The sequence below is a fragment of the Klebsiella sp. YJ genome (assembly GCF_002108615.1).
GTDB lineage: Bacteria > Pseudomonadota > Gammaproteobacteria > Enterobacterales > Enterobacteriaceae > Klebsiella > Klebsiella planticola.
This window is the reverse complement of the sequence record NZ_MTEG01000039.1, coordinates 13600-32008: the sequence shown is the minus strand read 5'-3', so window position 1 is coordinate 32008 and position 18409 is coordinate 13600. Positions and strand designations below refer to the sequence as shown.

19 protein-coding genes are annotated in these 18409 nt (G+C 56.1%); 12 read left to right on the top strand and 7 right to left on the bottom strand.

Going from position 1 to position 18409, the window contains the following annotated elements:
• Nucleotides 1-431: 431 nt before the first annotated feature.
• Complete coding sequence (gene purH, locus BV390_RS27415) at nucleotides 432-2021, top strand: bifunctional phosphoribosylaminoimidazolecarboxamide formyltransferase/IMP cyclohydrolase (RefSeq protein ID WP_085397563.1); 1590 nt, start codon at nucleotides 432-434, stop codon at nucleotides 2019-2021.
• A 15-nt stretch (nucleotides 2022-2036) separates the two neighbouring features.
• Nucleotides 2037-3326: a phosphoribosylamine--glycine ligase gene (gene purD, locus BV390_RS27410; protein WP_085397562.1), complete on the top strand. Its 1290-nt coding sequence runs from the start codon at nucleotides 2037-2039 to the stop codon at nucleotides 3324-3326.
• A gap of 188 nt (nucleotides 3327-3514) precedes the next feature.
• Here purD and BV390_RS27405 read toward each other — a convergent pair whose 3' ends face one another.
• The 6 genes from BV390_RS27405 to nudC form a co-directional block, all read right to left on the bottom strand.
• Entirely contained in the window at nucleotides 3515-4207 is a 693-nt protein-coding gene (locus BV390_RS27405) for a DUF1481 domain-containing protein (RefSeq protein WP_085397561.1), read from the bottom strand.
• Nucleotides 4208-4219: 12 nt separating this feature from the next.
• On the bottom strand, nucleotides 4220-4492 hold the full coding sequence (gene hupA / locus BV390_RS27400; RefSeq protein WP_004097675.1) for a nucleoid-associated protein HU-alpha: 273 nt from the start codon (nucleotides 4490-4492) through the stop codon (nucleotides 4220-4222).
• Between the two features lie 186 nt (nucleotides 4493-4678).
• Nucleotides 4679-5269: a YjaG family protein gene (locus BV390_RS27395; RefSeq protein ID WP_032689989.1), complete on the bottom strand. Its 591-nt coding sequence runs from the start codon at nucleotides 5267-5269 to the stop codon at nucleotides 4679-4681.
• 42 nt (nucleotides 5270-5311) lie between these two features.
• On the bottom strand, nucleotides 5312-5983 hold the full coding sequence (gene nfi / locus BV390_RS27390) for a deoxyribonuclease V (RefSeq protein ID WP_032695570.1): 672 nt from the start codon (nucleotides 5981-5983) through the stop codon (nucleotides 5312-5314).
• A gap of 9 nt (nucleotides 5984-5992) precedes the next feature.
• A complete protein-coding gene (hemE, locus tag BV390_RS27385) occupies nucleotides 5993-7057 on the bottom strand; it encodes a uroporphyrinogen decarboxylase (RefSeq protein WP_032698408.1) in 1065 nt (354 codons plus the stop codon).
• A gap of 39 nt (nucleotides 7058-7096) precedes the next feature.
• The gene (gene nudC / locus BV390_RS27380) at nucleotides 7097-7870 is read right to left on the bottom strand and encodes an NAD(+) diphosphatase (RefSeq protein ID WP_085397560.1); all 774 of its coding nucleotides are present in this window, start codon (nucleotides 7868-7870) and stop codon (nucleotides 7097-7099) included.
• A gap of 93 nt (nucleotides 7871-7963) precedes the next feature.
• On the opposite strand from nudC, the gene BV390_RS27375 reads away from it, so the two are divergent.
• The 10 genes from BV390_RS27375 to BV390_RS27330 all read left to right on the top strand — a co-directional run bounded on the left by BV390_RS27375 (nucleotide 7964) and on the right by BV390_RS27330 (nucleotide 16821).
• Nucleotides 7964-8461, top strand: coding sequence for an Rsd/AlgQ family anti-sigma factor (locus tag BV390_RS27375; protein WP_032695571.1), 498 nt, complete (start codon nucleotides 7964-7966; stop codon nucleotides 8459-8461).
• Nucleotides 8462-8825: 364 nt separating this feature from the next.
• Entirely contained in the window at nucleotides 8826-10721 is a 1896-nt protein-coding gene (thiC, locus tag BV390_RS27370) for a phosphomethylpyrimidine synthase ThiC (RefSeq protein WP_032689994.1), read from the top strand.
• The gene (gene thiE, locus BV390_RS27365) at nucleotides 10721-11356 is read left to right on the top strand and encodes a thiamine phosphate synthase (protein WP_032695572.1); all 636 of its coding nucleotides are present in this window, start codon (nucleotides 10721-10723) and stop codon (nucleotides 11354-11356) included. The genes thiC and thiE overlap by 1 nt, the downstream gene beginning before the upstream one ends.
• Nucleotides 11349-12104 carry a HesA/MoeB/ThiF family protein gene (locus tag BV390_RS27360; protein ID WP_085397559.1) on the top strand — a complete coding sequence of 252 codons (756 nt, stop codon included), beginning with the start codon at nucleotides 11349-11351 and terminating at the stop codon, nucleotides 12102-12104. The genes thiE and BV390_RS27360 overlap by 8 nt, the downstream gene beginning before the upstream one ends.
• Entirely contained in the window at nucleotides 12088-12288 is a 201-nt protein-coding gene (gene thiS / locus BV390_RS27355; protein ID WP_032689998.1) for a sulfur carrier protein ThiS, read from the top strand. Before BV390_RS27360 ends, thiS begins: the two co-directional genes overlap by 17 nt.
• A 1-nt stretch (nucleotide 12289) precedes the next feature.
• A complete protein-coding gene (thiG, locus tag BV390_RS27350) occupies nucleotides 12290-13060 on the top strand; it encodes a thiazole synthase (protein ID WP_085397558.1) in 771 nt (256 codons plus the stop codon).
• The gene (gene thiH / locus BV390_RS27345; RefSeq protein ID WP_032695574.1) at nucleotides 13057-14190 is read left to right on the top strand and encodes a 2-iminoacetate synthase ThiH; all 1134 of its coding nucleotides are present in this window, start codon (nucleotides 13057-13059) and stop codon (nucleotides 14188-14190) included. The genes thiG and thiH overlap by 4 nt, the downstream gene beginning before the upstream one ends.
• Before the next feature lie 308 nt (nucleotides 14191-14498).
• Nucleotides 14499-16031 carry a sensor domain-containing diguanylate cyclase gene (locus BV390_RS27340; protein ID WP_032690002.1) on the top strand — a complete coding sequence of 511 codons (1533 nt, stop codon included), beginning with the start codon at nucleotides 14499-14501 and terminating at the stop codon, nucleotides 16029-16031.
• A gap of 172 nt (nucleotides 16032-16203) precedes the next feature.
• The gene (locus tag BV390_RS27335) at nucleotides 16204-16509 is read left to right on the top strand and encodes a PTS sugar transporter subunit IIB (RefSeq protein WP_004118425.1); all 306 of its coding nucleotides are present in this window, start codon (nucleotides 16204-16206) and stop codon (nucleotides 16507-16509) included.
• 3 nt (nucleotides 16510-16512) lie between these two features.
• Nucleotides 16513-16821 (top strand): PTS lactose/cellobiose transporter subunit IIA, encoded by a 309-nt coding sequence (locus tag BV390_RS27330; RefSeq protein WP_004118423.1) that lies wholly within the window; start codon nucleotides 16513-16515, stop codon nucleotides 16819-16821.
• A gap of 49 nt (nucleotides 16822-16870) precedes the next feature.
• On the opposite strand, the gene dcuB is transcribed toward BV390_RS27330, so the two are convergent.
• Entirely contained in the window at nucleotides 16871-18211 is a 1341-nt protein-coding gene (dcuB, locus tag BV390_RS27325) for an anaerobic C4-dicarboxylate transporter DcuB (protein ID WP_032695575.1), read from the bottom strand.
• Between the last annotated feature and the right edge of the window lie 198 nt (nucleotides 18212-18409).

Here is an 18409-nt window from a genome sequence, read left to right as displayed (position 1 = left end):
TTACGCTTTCCTCTTTCAGAGTCAACCCTGAATTTCAGAAGTTTTCTCTTTCAACCCGGCGGCTTGTTTGCCGTTGTTCCGTGTCGATGGAGGCGCATTATAGGGAGTTCTCGAGCGCCCGCAATAGAAAAATTGCAGAAAAATGACTGACTGCTGCATTCCCCAGCAAAACCCCGCTTTATACCCTGTTACACACAGAATTATCCACAGACCACGCCTGTTCTTAGCTGATAAAGGCCGTCAAAAGCCCCTTCTATATAGAGAAGAGATCGGCAAAAAGAGAAAGATAAAAATTCGCGAGCGTTGCGCAAACGTTTTCGTTACAATGCCGCGCTATGACAAGGATGCCCGGCTGGGTGCGTTAGGTGAGTTTTTAGACAAAAACTCACCTAACGCTCTCTGTAATGTTCAAATCCTGGGGATTTAATACCATGCAACAACGTCGTCCAGTCCGCCGCGCTCTGCTCAGTGTTTCTGACAAGGCCGGTATCGTCGAATTCGCGCAGGCTCTTTCCGCTCGTGGTGTTGAGCTACTGTCTACGGGTGGTACCGCACGCCTGCTGGCTGAGAAAGGTCTGCCGGTAACCGAAGTCTCTGACTACACCGGTTTCCCGGAAATGATGGATGGACGCGTTAAGACCCTGCATCCAAAAGTACACGGCGGCATTCTTGGCCGTCGCGGCCAGGATGACGAGATCATGGCCCAGCACGCGATCTCTCCTATCGATATGGTTGTTGTTAACCTTTATCCGTTTGCCCAGACCGTCGCCCGCGAAGGGTGCTCGCTGGAAGATGCGGTGGAGAATATCGATATCGGCGGCCCGACCATGGTGCGCTCCGCGGCCAAGAACCATAAAGACGTGGCTATCGTCGTGAAGAGCCATGACTACCACGCCATTATTAAAGAGATGGATGCGAACGACGGTTCCCTGACTCTGGAAACCCGCTTCGATCTCGCCATTAAAGCTTTCGAGCACACCGCTGCCTACGACAGCATGATTGCCAACTACTTCGGCAGCATGGTTCCGGCCTATCATGGTGAGACTCAGGAAGCCTCCGGCCGCTTCCCGCGTACGCTGAACCTGAACTTCATTAAGAAGCAGGATATGCGCTACGGCGAGAACAGCCATCAGCAGGCTGCCTTCTATATAGAAGAAGACATTAAAGAAGCGTCGGTGGCGACCGCCACTCAGGTTCAAGGCAAAGCCCTTTCTTATAACAACATCGCGGATACCGATGCGGCGCTGGAGTGCGTGAAAGAGTTCAGCGAACCGGCCTGCGTGATTGTTAAACACGCCAACCCGTGCGGCGTTGCGGTCAGCGACTCAATTCTGGATGCTTACGATCGCGCCTACAAAACCGACCCGACCTCCGCATTCGGCGGCATTATCGCCTTCAACCGCGAACTGGATGCGGAAACCGCACAGGCCATCATTTCTCGCCAGTTTGTTGAAGTGATCATTGCGCCATCGGCCAGCGAAGAGGCCCTGAAGATTACTGCGGCCAAGCAGAACGTCCGCGTTCTGACCTGCGGCGAGTGGGCGGCACGCGTTCCGGGACTCGATTTCAAACGCGTTAACGGCGGCCTGCTGGTTCAGGATCGCGACCTGGGCATGGTCACCGAAGGCGATCTGCGCGTGGTGACGAAACGCCAGCCTACCGAGCAGGAACTGCGTGACGCGCTGTTCTGCTGGAAAGTGGCGAAGTTCGTGAAATCCAACGCCATTGTCTATGCAAAAGAGAACATGACCATCGGGATAGGTGCAGGCCAGATGAGCCGCGTTTACTCGGCGAAAATTGCCGGTATCAAAGCGGGCGATGAAGATCTGGAAGTGAAAGGCTCGGCAATGGCTTCTGACGCCTTCTTCCCGTTCCGTGACGGTATCGACGCTGCTGCTGCAGTGGGCATTACCTGTGTTATCCAGCCTGGCGGCTCTATCCGTGACGACGAAGTCATTGCCGCAGCTGACGAACACGGCATTGCGATGATCTTCACCGACATGCGTCACTTCCGCCATTAATTCACGGAGCAGAACATGAAAGTATTAGTGATTGGCAACGGCGGCCGCGAGCACGCGCTGGGATGGAAAGCGGCACAGTCTCCGCTGGTTGATACCGTCTACGTGGCGCCGGGTAACGCCGGCACAGCCCTGGAACCTGCGCTGCAAAACGTCAATATCGGCGTGACCGATATTCCGGCGCTGCTGGACTTTGCCCAGCGCGAGAAGATCGATCTGACCATCGTCGGCCCGGAAGCGCCGCTGGTGATTGGCATTGTCGATGCGTTCCGCGCTGCGGGCCTGAAAATCTTCGGCCCGACCGAAGGCGCCGCCCAGCTGGAAGGCTCAAAAGCCTTTACCAAAGATTTCCTCGCGCGGCATAACATTCCGACCGCGGAATATCAGAACTTTACCGAAGTCGAACCTGCACTGGCCTATCTGCGCGAAAAAGGCGCCCCGATTGTTATCAAGGCGGACGGTCTGGCGGCCGGTAAAGGCGTGATTGTCGCGATGACGCTGCAAGAAGCGGAAGAGGCGGTTCAGGATATGCTGGCCGGCAACGCCTTTGGCGACGCGGGCCATCGGATCGTGATTGAAGAGTTCCTCGATGGTGAAGAGGCCAGCTTTATCGTCATGGTCGACGGCGAGCACGTTCTGCCGATGGCCACCAGCCAGGACCACAAACGCGTAGGCAATGGCGATACCGGACCGAACACCGGTGGTATGGGCGCCTATTCACCCGCCCCGGTGGTCACGGATGAGGTGCATCAGCGCACCATGGATCGCATTATTTGGCCAACGGTCAAAGGCATGGCGGCGGAAGGCAATACCTATACCGGCTTCCTGTACGCCGGTCTGATGATCGACAAACAGGGCAATCCAAAAGTCATCGAGTTCAACTGTCGTTTCGGCGATCCGGAAACGCAGCCCATTATGCTGCGTATGAAATCCGACATGGTGGAGCTGTGCCTCGCCGCCTGTGACGGTAAGCTGGATGAGAAAACCTCCGAGTGGGACGATCGCGCCTCGCTGGGCATCGTGGTTGCCGCAGGCGGCTATCCGGGCAGCTACGCCACCGGCGACGAAATCTTCGGCCTGCCGCAGGAAGAAGCGGTGGATGGCAAGGTCTTCCATGCCGGGACGAAGCTTGCCGACGACCAGCGCGTGGTGACTAACGGCGGCCGCGTACTGTGCGTGACGGCGTTGGGCGACACCGTAGCCCTGGCGCAGCAGCGCGCCTACGAACTCCTGACCGGTATTCATTGGGAAGGAAGCTTCAGCCGTAGCGATATTGGCTGGCGCGCTATTGCCCGCGAGCAACGCTAGCGCCTGAGCGAGACCTCATAACAGGCCTCATTGACGGGCGGCTTCATTCTGGAGTCGCCCGTTTTTTATTTCAGCCCGCCATCCTGTCGCGGAGGATATGCGGCTACGCGCCTCAGAGAAGCGTATGGTGGAGAAGGACAGAGGGAATGGTAACCGCGCTGATAGCGCAAAGCGGCTCTGACCGGAGGTCAGAAGGTTTTTTCCTGCGGCTGCCAGGTACAGAAGTCTTCATTGGCCACCAGCAAAAGCTGAGCGCCGTCTGAGGCTTCCAGCCACGCCACGCTCACCTCAACGGAGGAGTGATTCTGGCGGCGTTCAATATGGGCTAAGGCCCGGGCATCCAGATCCGGCTTCACGGTTTGCCCTTCACAGGTCGTCACCGTCTGGTTGGCATGCCAGCGCCCCTGACGCAGAACAACGCGCCCTTGCCGCAATGCATCGCTGGTCTGGCGAATTTGCGTTGCCCGGTAGCGGTAAAGCGCCACCTGATCGCTGGAAAGCTGCTGCTTTTGTCCGTCCACTTCGCGCTGCATAAAGCTCAGCTCGCCCTGGTCATCAAAACGGGCGCGAATGTGTTCCGTCGGTTTGCCGTAGACGTTGAGTTCGATAAGCGTGAGTCGGTCACCCTGCCAGCGGTATTCGCTGGTTGAAGTATTGCCGTGATGCCACGGGCTAAAGGCAGCAAGCAGATGTACTTCGCCGTTGGAGTCCAGACGCCAGATACGCATCGCGCCCTGGTTGTCCGCATACCCGCTGGCGGTAAAAGGCGGGACAGAAGAATCATGGCTACAGGCAGAGATCAGCACGACGCCTGCCAGCATCAATACGCGACGCCAGATAGACAAAAGGGGCTTTAAGGCCCCTTCGTTAAAACTGTACACTGCCACGCGGTCTTACTTAACTGCGTCTTTCAGTGCTTTACCAGAAACAAACGCCGGCACGTTAGCAGCGGCAATTTTGATTTCGTTACCGGTCTGCGGGTTGCGGCCAGTACGCTCAGCGCGGTGGTTCACTTTGAAGGTACCGAAACCAACCAGTTGAACAGCATCACCTTCTTTCAGAGACTCAGTAATTGCAGCCAGGGTAGATTCCAGGGCAGCTTTTGCCTGTGCTTTGGACAGGTCAGCTTTGTCCGCAATTACATCAATCAGTTGAGTCTTGTTCATAAGTTATCCTTACAATGTGTTTATCGCTTGCTAAGCACCGAGTGCGACGGAAATGCCTGAAAAGCACTCTCCTGCATACACGCACCGATAGCCACTTTTTTTCGCCCTCCAAATGTAGACCAGACGGGGGGCGGAATGGAAGCCTTCAGACGCTACAATTCAGGCGGTAAATCACGTTTTCTGGTCTCACTGCTGAAAATTTATACCAATATTGCTCTCGCCGGCTTCACGAAGGTCTGCGCGCAGCCCTTTGATCAGTTCAATATCGCGTTCTTCACACTCGGCCAGCAGACGGAAAATTTCCCACTGAATATCCCATTCTTGCTCAACCGCCGGGTTCTCTTTGAGCTCTTCGTCGGTCATTTCACGACCTGCCTGGGTCATTTCCAGCATCGCGACGGTCGTAATCGAACTCTTGCTCACCTCAATGGCATGCTCAAGCGTTTCTCCGCTCAGACGCGAATGAATCAGTTCACTCAGAGCAACACAGGCATCGATAGCCGGGTACACGCCGTACAGATCATAGTCGTCGGCAACCGGAATCGCCTCTTCCAGTTTTTCCAGCTGGCTATCGAAATTCACCTTCGCATCTTTGACGGTCAGGGTTTCCCAAATCAGATCGAGGATACGACGATACAGCTGGCCATCGGCAAATCCGGTTTGCTGGCAGAACATCGCGTAATTGGGGTACATGCGCTCGCACAAACAGGCCATAAAGGTGACGTGCTGCCAACTTTCCAGCTTCTCCAGGCGCAGATGAATCGGGTTTTGTAACATGATGAATTCTCGAAGTCAGAAATTAGCCGCAGTGTACCTGAATCAGCGCTGATTTGCTTGCCAACGCACAAATGCCGGACGCCGCGAGGCAACCGCATCGGCCCAGCGCGTAGGCTCCGGCAGGCGGTAGCCCTTGATGCAGCGCTGAACCCATGTCAGCGCACTATCGAGAGCCACCCGGTGACCGGTGCTGACAAACAGCGGGTTGCAACGCGCTTTGCTGCGCCAGACCCACGCCAGCTGTTCGTTTTTATCCATCAGCGGCGCCAGTGCCCCCGGTTCATCGCCGGGAAGCGTAAAGCGCCCGCACAGGCGCTTTTTCGCCACCCCAATGGTCGGGACATCCACCAGCAGGCCAAAATGGCTGGCGACGCCCAGGCGCCGGGGATGAGAAATCCCGTGGCCGTCGACAAATAAGAGATCGGGTTTTTGGGAAAGCTGTTCCCACGCCGCCAGCAGCGCGGGCGTTTCACGAAAGGAGAGAAAACCGGGGATATACGGCATGGTGGTGGCCACTCGCGCCACCTGATACTCAACCAGTTCCAGAGATGGATAAGCGAGCAGCACAATAGCCGCCCGCGTCACTTCACCTTCTTGCTCGAAGCCAACGTCCGCACCGCCGATCAGCCGCGGAGGCTCCCGATCCAGTCGATCCTCACGAATGACCGACGCGGCCAGCTCCTGCTGCCGTTCGCGTAGCGACGCCAGATCCATATTCGCTCCTTAGCGATGGTATTGCGCCGACAGCCGGTGCACTGCTTCCACAAATACGCCGGCGTGTTCAGGATTCACATCCTGATGGATGCCATGACCCAGGTTGAAGACATGGCCCTCTCCCTGACCAAAGCCGGCCAGTATGGTCGCCACTTCTTCTTCAATACGGCCAGCGGGCGCGTAGAGCATGGAAGGGTCCATATTGCCCTGTAGCGCCACTTTGTGGCCGACGCGACGGCGAGCGTCGGCGATATCGGTGGTCCAGTCGAGACCCAGCGCATCGCAGCCGGTTTCGGCCATCGCTTCCAGCCACTGTCCGCCGCCTTTGGTGAATAGGGTCACCGGTACGCGGCGGCCTTCGTTTTCACGCAGCAGGCCATCAACGATTTTGTGCATGTAATAGAGCGAGAACTGCTGGTAATCGCGGCCGGTCAGCACGCCCCCCCAGGTATCGAAAATCATCACCGACTGGGCGCCCGCTTTGATTTGCGCGTTCAGGTACAGCGTGACGCTTTTAGCCAGCTTTTCGAGCAGCGCGTGCAGCGCCTGCGGGTCGGCATACATCATTTTTTTGATGACAGTGAAGGCCTTACTGCTGCCCCCTTCAACCATATAGGTCGCCAGGGTCCACGGACTGCCCGAGAAACCAATCAGCGGAACTTCGCCTTTTAGCTCACGACGAATGGTGCGCACGGCATTCATCACGTAACCGAGTTCATCTTCCGGATCGGGGATCGGCAGTTTGTCGACGTCAGCCTTGCCGGTAATCGTCGAAGTAAAACGTGGGCCTTCGCCGGTTTCGAAATAGAGCCCCAGCCCCATTGCGTCAGGGATGGTCAAAATGTCCGAGAAGAGGATCGCCGCATCCAGCGCATAGCGGCGCAGCGGCTGCAATGTCACTTCGCAGGCCAGCTCGGCGTTTTTACACAGCGACATAAAGTCGCCCGCTTCTGCGCGAGTGGCTTTGTACTCCGGTAAATAGCGGCCCGCCTGGCGCATCATCCACACCGGGGTCACATCAACGGGTTGGCGCAGCAGCGCACGCAGGTAACGATCGTTCTTCAGTTCGGTCATTTTGCAGTTCCTTAAGCGTCAGGCCGTTATTGTATCACGTCATTCCTCGTCGGCCCGACAGATTGCCACGGTGTCTTCTATCAGGCGGCGCGCGACGGTACCCGGCGGCGGCAGCAGCGGTAAATCGTCATAGCGATACCAGCCAGCCTGCAACAGCTCTTTCTTATCGATCACAATGTCGCCGCTGTCATATTCCGCCATAAATGCGGTCATTAGCGACTGCGGGAACGGCCACGGCTGGGAGGTCACGTAGCGCAGATTTTTCACCTTCAGACCGCACTCTTCCATGACCTCGCGGGCAACCGCCTGCTCAAGGGTCTCTCCCACTTCGACAAACCCGGCCAGTACCGTATGTACGCCATTGCGATGGCGGGTATGCTGTGCCAGCAAGATAGAATCGTCCCGGCGAATCGCCACGATCATGCAGGGCGCGATTTGCGGGTAATAACGTTCGCGGCAGTGGCTGCATAGCATCGCCCATTCAGTTTTGCTGGGATGCATAGGATGCCCGCAGTAACCGCAGAATTTATGCGAGCGGTAAAATTCGGCCAGTTGGATCCCGCGCCCCGCCAGTTGAAACAGACCTGGATCCTGATCCAATAACTGACGCAACGATCCCATATCATGCCGACGATCCTGGCACACCATCCACACCGCGTCGCCTTGCCATTCGCCAATATGCAGTGCGTGCTGGCCGACAAGATTAAAATTTACCGCTTCGCCATGTGGTAATTCCCCGTCGGGTAACCATAATTTTTGTTCGTGACTGACGATCCACCAGCCGCGATCTAATTTTTCAATAATACGATCCATATCTATTGCACTACCTTCGTTTTACTGGCACTTTTAACATTATATTTACATTTTGGTGAGCAACGTTATTTTCTTAATCTTGCGGAGTCAACCATGTTAAACCAGCTGGAAAACCTAACGGAACGTGTTGGAGGCAGTAATGAACTGGTCGATCGCTGGCTGCATGTACGTAAGCATTTGCTCGTCGCTTACTACAAGCTGGTTGGCCTGAAACCGGGAAAAGAATCCTTTATGCGACTTAACGAAAAGGCGCTGGATAGCTTTTGCCAAAGCCTGGTGGATTACCTCTCCTCCGGCCATTTTAGTATTTATGAACGTATTCTTGGCGAAATGGAAGGTGATACGCCACTTTTGGCAGCTACCAGGCTCTATCCGCAGCTGGAAGCCAATACCCAGCAAATTATGGATTACTACGACACCTGCCTCGAAAACGCCATCGATCACGATAATTATCTTGAGTTCCAGCAGGCGCTGTCCGATATCGGCGAAGCGCTGGAAGCCCGCTTTGCGCTGGAAGATAAGCTGATCGCCCTCGCCATTTCGTACAACCTGCAGGGCAACGTCAGCGACAATATCGCGCCGACTGCTTGAGTTGTGAACCGTTAACGAGTAATTTACAGACATTCTCCCTCTGCGGAGGGAGTGCTATCTTGTCGGAGTGCCTATTTTCCACAAAAGCATTCGTGATGCCTCAAGACGGCCAGTCAGTGAACTTCCAGGAGCTTACATCAGTAAGTGACTGGAGTGAGCGGACGAAGCCAACGAAGGGGCAGCGCGAAGAATAAAGTGGAAAAGGCTGAGACCGTTAATTCGGGATCCGCGGAACCTGATCAGGCTAATACCTGCGAAGGGAACAAGAGTAAACTGCTATTCGCGACCGTCCGTTCAGGACCGATCGCCTCTGTTACTCCATCCGTCGTCTGACAAGCCATCTCCTCTTTATCTGGAATGAGCTATGTCCGCAAGCAAACCGACCCGCCGGGAACAGCGCGAACGCGCGCAACACTTTATTGACACTCTGGAAGGCACCGCCTTTCCCCGCTCACGACGCATCTATGTTCAGGGCGCGCAGGATAATATTCGCGTACCGATGCGCGAAATCCAGCTCAGCCCCACGCCGATCGGCGGCGACAAAATCAACCCGCAGTATGAAGAGAACGAAGCCATACCGGTGTATGACACCTCCGGCCCCTATGGCGATCCTGATATCGCCATCGACGTCCGGCAGGGACTGGCGAAGCTGCGTCAGCCGTGGATTGACGCTCGCCACGATTGCGAGCCGCTACGCGAACGCAGCTCCCTCTACACCAAAGCGCGTCTGGCCGATGAGGAGCTGGATGCGCTGCGCTTTAGCGGCTCGCTGGCCCCCAAACGCGCAAAATCAGGCAAATGCGTCACGCAGCTCCACTACGCACGTCAGGGCATCGTCACGCCGGAGATGGCGTTTATCGCTATCCGGGAAAATATGGGCCGCGAGCGCATTCGCAGCGAGGTGCTGCGCCACCAGCATCCGGGCGAAGGTTTTGGCGCCCGCCTGCCGGAGAATATCTCCGCGGAGTTCGTCCGTGATGAAGTCGCCGCCGGTCGCGCAATCATTCCAGCAAATATCAACCATCCTGAGTCGGAACCGATGATTATCGGCCGCAATTTTCTGGTGAAGGTCAACGCCAACATCGGTAACTCGGCGGTCACCTCCTCCATCGAAGAGGAGGTAGAAAAACTGGTGTGGTCGACACGCTGGGGCGCTGACACGGTCATGGATTTGTCCACCGGACGTTATATTCACGAAACCCGCGAGTGGATCCTGCGCAACAGCCCGGTCCCTATCGGTACCGTCCCCATCTACCAGGCGCTGGAGAAGGTGAACGGTATCGCCGAAAACCTCACCTGGGAAGCCTTTCGCGACACCCTGCTGGAGCAGGCAGAGCAAGGCGTTGACTATTTCACCATCCATGCCGGCGTCCTGCTGCGCTACGTGCCGATGACCGCCGGACGGCTGACCGGCATCGTCTCCCGCGGCGGGTCGATCATGGCGAAGTGGTGCCTGTCGCATCATCAGGAAAACTTCCTCTACCAGCATTTTCGCGAAATCTGCGAAATCTGCGCCGCCTATGATGTCTCGCTCTCCTTAGGCGATGGCCTGCGCCCGGGCTCCATTCAGGATGCCAACGACGAAGCGCAGTTCGCCGAGCTGCACACCCTGGGGGAGCTGACAAAAATCGCCTGGGAATATGATGTGCAGGTCATGATCGAAGGTCCAGGCCATGTACCCATGCAGATGATCCGCCGCAATATGACTGAAGAGCTGACCCACTGCCACGAAGCGCCGTTCTACACGCTTGGGCCATTAACCACCGATATCGCTCCCGGCTATGACCACTTCACCTCCGGTATCGGCGCGGCGATGATCGGCTGGTTCGGCTGCGCCATGCTCTGCTACGTCACGCCGAAAGAGCATCTCGGCCTGCCCAATAAAGAGGACGTGAAGCAAGGATTGATCACCTACAAAATCGCCGCCCATGCCGCTGACCTCGCCAAAGGGCACCCCGGAGCGCAGATCCGCGACAACGCCATGTCCAAAGCGCGGTTTGAATTCCGCTGGGAAGACCAGTTTAACCTCGCGCTCGACCCGTTCACCGCCCGCGCCTATCACGATGAAACGCTGCCGCAGGAGTCCGGCAAAGTCGCCCACTTCTGCTCCATGTGCGGGCCTAAATTCTGTTCAATGAAAATCACCCAGGAGGTCCGCGATTATGCCGCCCGGCAGCATATCGCAGCCGGTATGGCCGATAAATCCCAGGATTTCCGCGCTCTTGGCGGTGAGATCTATTTACGTAAGGAGCAAGCCTGATGTATCAACCCGATTTTCCTCCCGTCCCGTTCCGTTTAGGCCTCTATCCGGTTGTTGATAGCGTGGTATGGATTGAGCGCCTGCTGAAAGCCGGCGTGCGTACCCTTCAGCTGCGCATCAAAGATAAGCGCGACAGCGACGTTGAGGACGATGTGATCGCCGCTATCGCGCTTGGTCGTCAATATCATGCCCGGCTGTTTATCAACGACTACTGGCAGCTGGCCATCAAACATCAGGCTTACGGCGTGCATTTAGGCCAGGAGGATCTGGAAACCACAGACCTCAGCGCTATTCGCCACGCCGGCCTGCGTCTTGGGGTCTCGACCCATGACGATATGGAGATCGACGTTGCGTTGGCCGCACGCCCCTCCTATATCGCCCTGGGCCACGTTTTTCCTACGCAAACCAAACAGATGCCTTCCGCCCCTCAGGGACTGACGCAGCTCGCTCAACATATCCAGCGCCTGCGGGATTACCCGACGGTGGCGATCGGCGGCATCAGCCTGGCGCGCGCGCCGGCGGTGCTGGACACCGGCGTCGGCAGTATTGCGGTCGTCAGCGCAATTACCCAGGCGGCAGACTGGCAACAGGCCACCGCCCAGCTGCTGGAAATCGCAGGAGCAGGCGATGAATAACAGCGATTTTATGCGCTATAGCCGCCAGCTGCTGCTGGAGGATATCGCCATCGAAGGCCAGCAAAAGCTGCTGGCCAGCCGGGTATTGATCGTCGGTCTCGGCGGGCTGGGCTCGCCTGCTGCGCTGTATCTGGCTGGCGCCGGTGTCGGCACGCTGGTGCTGGCCGACGATGACGACGTGCACGTCAGCAACCTACAGCGGCAAATTCTGTTCACCAGCGATGATATCGCGCAACCCAAAACCACGACCGCCAGAGCAAGGCTGGCTCGTCTCAACCCGCAGATTGAGCTGATTGCACTGAAGCAGCGGTTAGGCGGAAAGGCCCTGCTGGATGAAGTGGCGAAAGCCGATGTGGTACTGGATTGCACCGATAACATGGTGACCCGCCAGGCGATCAATGCCGCCTGCGTCGCACTGGCAACACCACTGATTACCGCCAGCGCCGTCGGGCTGGGAGGCCAACTGATGGTACTGACGCCGCCGTGGGAACAGGGCTGCTATCGCTGCCTGTGGCCGGACGCTCACGAGCCCGAACGCAACTGTCGTACGGCGGGCATTATCGGCCCGGTGGTCGGCATGATGGGCACCCTGCAGGCGCTGGAGGCTATCAAGCTGCTCAGCGGTATGGCGACGCCGCGTAATACTTTGCGGTTGTTCGATGCCCGCACCAGCAGCTGGCGCGCGCTTGCATTACAGCGGGCTCAGGGTTGCCCGGTATGTGGAGGGCAGCATGCAGGTGTGGTTTAACGATGAACCGTTGCAGTGCGCCGAAGCGACATCCGTCGCCGCTCTGCTCACTCAACTGGAACAGCAGCAGCCGGGCGTCGCGCTGGCGCTCAATCAACACATCCTGCCGCGCGAGCGGTGGGATCACCATCTTCTGCAGGAAGGCGACCAAATCCTGCTTTTTCAGGTTATCGCCGGAGGCTGACATGTTACGTATTGCGGATAAAACATTTGAATCACATCTTTTCACCGGTACCGGTAAATTCGCCACCCCCGACGTCATGGTGGAGGCCATTCGCGCCTCCGGCAGTCAGCTGGTGACGCTGGCGATGAAACGCGTCGATCTCCGTCAGCATAATGACGCTATCCTCGCGCCGCTGCTGGCGGCTGGCGTGAGCCTGCTGCCCAATACCTCCGGGGCCAAAACGGCAGAAGAAGCCGTATTTGCCGCGCGTCTGGCGCGGGAGGCGCTGGGTACCCACTGGCTGAAACTGGAAATCCACCCGGACGCGCGCTGGCTGCTCCCCGATCCGATTGAAACGCTGAAAGCGGCAGAAATTCTGGTACGGGAAGGCTTCGTCGTGCTGCCCTACTGCGGCGCCGATCCGGTACTGTGCAAGCGTCTGGAAGAAGCGGGCTGCGCGGCGGTGATGCCGCTCGGCGCGCCGATCGGTTCCAACCAGGGGCTGGAAACCAAAGCGATGCTGGAAATTATTATCGAGCAGGCCACGGTACCTGTGGTGGTTGATGCCGGTATTGGCGTGCCAAGCCATGCGGCTCAGGCGCTGGAAATGGGCGCTGACGCGGTACTGGTGAATACCGCCATCGCCGTTGCCGACGACCCGGTCACCATGGCCCGCGCTTTCCGCCTGGCGATTGATGCCGGATTGCTGGCGCGACAGGCTGGCCCGGGGGCGCGCAGCGCTCAGGCGCAGGCCACCAGCCCACTGACCGGCTTTCTGGAGGCGCTGGTATGAAGACCTTCACTGACCGCTGGCGGCAGCTGGAGTGGGACGACATTCGCCTGCGTATCAACAGTAAAACCCCCGCCGACGTAGAACGTGCCCTGGCGGCAAAACAGCTCAGCCGTGACGATATGATGGCCCTGCTCTCTCCTGCCGCCGCGGGTTATCTGGAGCCTCTGGCGCAGCGCGCGCAGCGCCTGACTCGCCAGCGCTTTGGGAATACCGTCAGCTTTTATGTCCCGCTGTATCTCTCTAATCTGTGCGCCAACGATTGTACCTACTGCGGTTTCTCAATGAGTAACCGCATCAAGCGCAAGACCCTGGATGAGGCGGAAATTGCCCGTGAATGCACGGCGATCCGCGAAATGGGCTTTGAGCATCTGCTGCTGGTGACCGGCGAACATCAGGGCAAAGTCGGCATGGACTATTTTCGCCAGCATCTGCCCGCGATTCGCCGCCAGTTCGCCTCGCTGCATATGGAGGTCCAGCCGCTGGCGATGGAGGAGTACGCCGAGCTGAAAACCCTCGGGTTGGACGGCGTGATGGTCTATCAGGAGACCTATCATGAAAGCATGTATGCGAAACATCATCTGAAAGGCAAAAAGCAGGATTTCTTCTGGCGGCTGGATACGCCGGACAGACTTGGACAGGCGGGGATTGATAAGATTGGCCTTGGCGCATTAATTGGCCTCTCCGACAGCTGGCGCGTGGATTGCTTTATGGTGGCGGAACATCTGCTGTGGCTCCAGCAACGCTACTGGCGCAGCCGCTACTCCATCTCCTTTCCGCGACTACGCCCTTGCGCCGGGGGTATCGAGCCTGCCTCATTAATGGATGAACGGCAGCTGGTGCAAACCATTTGCGCCTTCCGTCTGCTGGCCCCGGAAGTGGAGCTCTCGCTCTCCACCCGTGAATCCCCCTGGTTCCGCGATCGGGTTATCCCGCTGGCCATCAACAACGTCAGCGCATTTTCGAAAACCCAGCCCGGCGGGTATGCCGATAACCACCCGGAGCTGGAGCAGTTCGCGCCTCACGATGACCGTCGCCCGGAAGAGGTCGCCAGCGCGCTGGTAGCCAACGGACTGCAGCCGGTATGGAAAGACTGGGATAGCTGGCTGGGACGCGCTTCCCGGTCATCATGATGAGGAATGTAACGCCTTAAACGTTCTTCGTGGACGATCGCAATAAGAGAAACGGGCGATGGTGGTCATCTTTCCGTTTCTCTATTCTGTCCTGGTCAGCAGTGGATGCTGTCCAGGGCGAATGATATCTCTTCCTCACTTTCGCCCTGCTCCATCGCATTGATAGCCATCACGATCGAAGATAAATCCCATCCTCCCGCTGGCCACAGTTATAATTAACCAGGCAACATCTGATTCGCTTGCCAGGCATTGCGACTAATCCTGCGCTTCTTCCCATGGAAAAAACCTTCTGGAACGATTTAAAACACATGGCTCGTCACAGTAGAAAGCTCTCTTTTACCATGCCAATTCTTATTGGCTTTACAGGGATTTTACTCAGCTTTTTGCTGATCGCCGTATTCGTCACCACGACGCAGAGACAGAACTTCCTTGAGGACTATCACCACGTTAATCGCAATTTCACCCATAACCTGGCCGTTAACTATACGGAATCGCTGCTGCGTGGAAATGATTATATCCTCGCCAGGGCAACCAAGTTCTTTGCGAAAAACGACAAGTTAAATCAGGCCATTAATATAGACCCGCAAAGTGGGTTGCAGGAATTAATGCAGCTGCAGGAGCTGATGCCAACCGTCTCTTCTATTTCGCTGGCGGATACCCAGGGCCATTACCTCCGGGCACCTGAGGTGCTGGAAAATGATAACAGCCGCGCCTTCGATCCGAAGTCCAGACCGTGGTTTATCAAACAGGCGGAAGCCAGTACTTTCAGCCACTATACCAGTCCCTATCTGGATTTCTTTACACAGCATCCCACCATTACGCTCTACAAACCGGTCATCTCACCGGAAGGCCGGCTCAAAGGCAGCCTCGCATTTCATCTGGATCTGACGTCAATGGGATACGCTTTGCGCCAGATGGTTGCCCCTGTTCAGGGCGAGTTTTTCGTCGTGCAGCGCGACGGGAAAGTCGTACTTCATCCGGATACCGGCGCGCTTTTTAAACCCTATGTCCGCGACGATCTCATGGACAAAATGACCAGCGCCGAGGGTCAGCTGTATGACGAGAAAAATGGCATCTGGTATTACTATTATTCGTTCACCAATCCAGACTGGTTTGTCATCTACCGCGTTGATAACACCACGCTGGTCGATTTAACCCGCTATGAAACCGATATTGTGCTTTGGGGGTTTGCCCTGGCCGCCATTGTGATTATTCTCTTTGGCCTCTACCTGCGCCATGCGTCGCACACGGTGCTGATGAATATCATCAACGCGATTAAAACCGGCGACGTCAACCGTGCTCCGCGGCTGGAAGCGATGCTGAGTAAAGCCATCGAAAGTAATAAACAGCGCGAACTGATCTATGTCCGCCAGGCTACCATCGATGCGCTCACCGGCTGTAAAAACCGCCGCGCCTTCGACAGCGATATCGCCGCGCTGATGAACGATCACCAGCCTTTCTCTCTTGCGCTGGTTGATATTGATAACTTCAAGACGATAAACGACACCTGGGGTCACCTCAATGGCGATATCGTTTTGCGCAATGTCGCCCGGGAAGGGCTGCAGATCTTCCAGCCCCTGCAAATTTCACTCTACCGCTATGGCGGCGAAGAGTTTGCCGTGATTTTCACCGGCGAGCATATTGCCAATGCGCCGGCGATACTGGAAAGCTGGCGACTCAACATTGCCCAACGCACCTGGCGTGAAGAAGGACTGACGGTAACCTTCAGCGCGGGCCTGGGAGAATGGAATATGGAGCCTCTGGAGCAGCTAGTGGTGAGCGTCGATGAAGCGCTTTATAAAGCCAAGCAGCAGGGAAAAAACCGTATCGTCCGCGCTTAAAACCGCCTGCATCCGCAGGCCCGTCAGCCCGGATTTTACTGTTTTCAACCCCAAAACCGAAACCGGTTTCATTATTTTGTGATGCTTTACACACAATCACGGCAAAGCGGTTGTCGTGTCTGTCGGCCCGCGATAAAGATGATGCATCAAGGGAACATAAGGGCCATCTACTATGAAGAATATCGTTTTATGCTGCGCCGCTGGAATGTCCACCAGCATGCTGGTTCAACGCATGCAGGCTGCTGCACAACAAAAAGGTGTGGAAGTCTCCATCAAAGCCGTACCGGTTGCCGAGTTTAAAGATAACCTTGCTACTGCCGATATTATCCTGCTCGGTCCGCAGGTGAAGTACGAGCAAGCTAAACTCCAGGCGCTGGCCGACCCGTTTGGTAAAAAAGTCGCCGTTATCGATATGATGGACTACGGCATGATGAAAGGCGATGCTGTTCTCGACAAAGCCCTGAAGTTGATGGAGTAAGTCATGGAAGATTTAGAAACGATCATTATGGAGCTGTTGGTGAATGCTGGTTCTGCCCGCAGTTCAGCATTAACGGCTCTGCAGCTGGCCCGCAAAGGTGATTTTGCGGCTTCTGAGCAGGCAATGGCAGAATCACATGAGTTTGTGAAGCACGCGCATAAAATCCAGACCCAGCTCATCGGCCTGGATGAAGGCACAGGTAAGCTGCCGGTGAACCTGATTACCGTTCACTCCCAGGATCATCTGATGAATGCCATGGTGATACAGGATCTGGCAACCGATATGATTGAACTGTATCGTCGCACCGCGTAGTCAATAAACGCAGTGAATAGCAGGTGCCCTTCAGGCACCTGCTTTTTTATTATAAGAAGCCGTAAAGCGCGGCGAAGACCCAGCCAAACACGCACGAAACGCTGACGCCAATGAGCCCCGGTAGAATAAAGCTATGGTTAATCACAAAACGGCCGATATGCGTCGTCCCTGAGCGATCGAACTGAATCGCCGCCAGGTCGCTCGGGTAGGTTGGCAGAATATAATAGCCGTAGCAGGCTGGCGCGGAGGCGACGATGTAGGCCGGATCGACGCCAATCGCCAGCGCCACCGGGACAATCGCCGCCAGTGCTGCGGCCTGGGAATTGACAAATTTGGAGACCAGCAGCAGTACGATGGCATAGGCCCACGGATACTCCTTCACCATTTCGCCGAGTACGCCTTTAATCTCCGTCATGTGCGCGCCGAACATCGTTTCCGCCATCCAGGCGATACCGTATACCGCCACAATGGCGATCATCCCCGAGCGGAAAACCTCATTCTTAGAAATCGACGCCGGGTTAGTTTTGGTAATGATGATGATAAGTGCGCCGGAGAGCAGCATGAACATCTGAATCACCAGGACCATCGACAGCGGCTTGCCGTTGAATGCCGGACGCAGTTCGGAGAAGGCCCCCAGAACGGCAACCACGGCAATCGACGCCAGGAAGATCCACATAGCGACCCAGTTACTGGTCGGCAATTTTCTGTCCAGCAGCGTTGCCGTATCGCCATAAACATAATGACGGTTTTCCGGCGTTGAGATGAAAGCCTGAAACGCTTCGTCTTTATCTAAGTCTTTACCGCGAAACCAGCTAAAAATACCGATTGCCAGAATCCCCAGTAGCGTAGAGGGAATGGTAATCGCCAGCAGATCGAGGAATTCGAGGTGCTTACCGTTGAAGGTAAAGTTGCCCAGCATCGCCACCAGGGACACCACCGCAACGGACACCGGGCTGGCGATAATCCCCATCTGTGCGCCAATGGAGCTTGCCGCCATCGGGCGCTCGGGGCGAATATTGTTCTTGATAGCGACGTCATAAATAATCGGCAGAATCGTATAAACCACGTGGCCAGTGCCGCAAAGAATGGTCAGCGTACAGGTGACGAAGGGAGCCACGATGGAGACATATTTTGGATTGCGCCGCAGAAGTTTCTCTGCAATCTGCAGCATCACATCTAACCCGCCGGAAGCCTGAAGCGTCGCCGAGGCGGCAACAACCGCAATAATCACCAGCATCACATCAACCGGCGGCTTGCCCGGCTGAAGATGAAAGACAAAGACTAAAATAACCAGCCCGATACCGCCTAAAAGGCCCAGTGCGATACCGCCTTTTCTGGCACCATAAAAGAGACAAATTAAGATAATGATGAGTTGTATTGCGAATTCCATGCATCCCCCAGCCCCTGGCTATGAAAATCAAAAGACTTATCTTCCGCTGCCGTATTATTTAGCCATCTCCCCCATCGCTTTTTACGGGTATAAACCGCCCTCCTCGGCGTCATGAAACCGAAGATAAAAGAAAAAGTAATCACATGATTAATTGGACTTTTTGACTATATCGCCTTTGATTTGCTGATTTTTTGATAC